Raw genomic sequence first — 1,566 nt, 5'->3', positions numbered from 1 at the left:
CGCCTGGTTCGTCGGGTTTCTTGACGCGGTACTGGTTGTGGCGTGCGCGTTTGACGGCGCGGGGGTAGGTGCGTTCCCGGCGGTCGGGGATCAGGAGAGCGGCGAGGTCGGTCAGGTGCTTGGGCAGGGCGTCAGCCCAGTCCTGAGGGGGGAATGTCCGCCGTGCCGGTGGCGGTGCGGCGGACCAGGCGTAGGGCCTTGGTGAAGGAGATCCGGTCGGGGTCCAGGTCGGCGGCGGCGGAGGCCTGGGCGGTCAGGGCGCTGATCGCGTGGTGGATGATCAGGTAGGCCCAGATCTCCTGGTAGACCAGGTCGGGAAGTTTGGAGCGCAGTATCCTGCCGGGCCCGCGCAGATGAGTCTTGAGCTGGTCGTGGCCGGTCTCCTGTTCCCAGCGTTGATGGTAGGCGGCGGCCAGCTCATCGGCCCGGGCCTGGCCGGGGCTGGTGATCGTGGACAGCAGGACGATCAGCTCGCCGGTGCCGTTACCTTCCCGGTCGGGCACGTCGTACTCGATCACCCGGGCAAGGTGGACGACCGGCAGACCGCGGTCGTCGAAGGCGTCCGGGACGGCGTTGATGTCGTCCAGGTCCTGTCCGGCGCGGGCGGCGGCCAGGAGCCGTTCGCGGCGTCCACCCCGGATCGTGGGTTTGATCAGGACGGTCAGATAGGTGCCGTCGGGCAAGACCCTGACCACGGGCAGGTCGAGTTGGGTCGGGGCCCGCCACACCAGCGCCGCGCCGGTGGCCTGCGCGGTATCCCATGCGGTCCAGGAGTAGAACCCGCGGTCGGCGGTCAACAACTCGTCAGGCCGAAGGCGCGGGTACAACCGGGCCGCGAGGGTCTTCTCCCCAGTGGCGTAGCCGCCGATCTCGGCGGCGACGAACGCGTGCGTGCCGCACTCGGCCAGTGCCACCACCCGGGCCTTGGGAAACGCCGACCGATTCTCACCGGACCCGGCGTACCCGAACTCGGCGGCGTTGTCGTCGCTGTCGGGCACGTCGACCTCGAACCCGTCGATCGCCAGCAGCCGCCACGACCGCAGGAACGACCCCCGTGCCGTACCCAACGCGGTGACCGCCGAGGTCGGGCCCACGCGCCCCGCGACCGGCCCGCACGTATTCTCGAACAGCTCGCTGAACACCGCCCGCCCCAACCGCTTACGGGCCTGAGTGATCGCACTCGAGGTCGGCACGCTCCAGCCGGCATCCCAGCACCCGAACCGGTCCAACGACCCGGTCACCCTCGTCGCGACCTCGGTGTAGTCGTCCTCGGGGAACAACGCCAACCCCAACGTCAGATACGCCGTCACGTGCGCAGGCAGCTTGCCGTCCGACCGCTTCTCCCGCACCCCGCACACCGCGACAGCCTCATCGACGGCATCCCTGGGCACCTGCGAGATCAACACCCCGAGCGTGACCTGATCCGGCCGCACACCCGGACGACCCACCACATCCGCCGCCATGACCCGTGATCAAAACGGTCAGGACCATCGGCGTCATCCCGCCACGCCGCAGACCCCCGGATACCCACCCAACACCATGATCAACTTAGGCTACGCGGCATTG

Annotated in this window: 1 protein-coding gene; it reads right to left on the bottom strand. The window is 69.3% G+C overall.

Going from position 1 to position 1,566, the window contains the following annotated elements:
- Positions 1-131: 131 nt before the first annotated feature.
- Positions 132-1,463, bottom strand: coding sequence for an IS4 family transposase (locus JNW87_RS38555; protein WP_109800250.1), 1,332 nt, complete (start codon positions 1,461-1,463; stop codon positions 132-134).
- Positions 1,464-1,566: the final 103 nt, after the last annotated feature.

The sequence above is a fragment of the Micromonospora sp. ATA51 genome (assembly GCF_016802855.1).
Taxonomy (GTDB): domain Bacteria; phylum Actinomycetota; class Actinomycetes; order Mycobacteriales; family Micromonosporaceae; genus Micromonospora; species Micromonospora sicca.
Note: the sequence above shows the minus strand (reverse complement) of the source record. Positions and strands in the feature narration are given on the sequence as shown.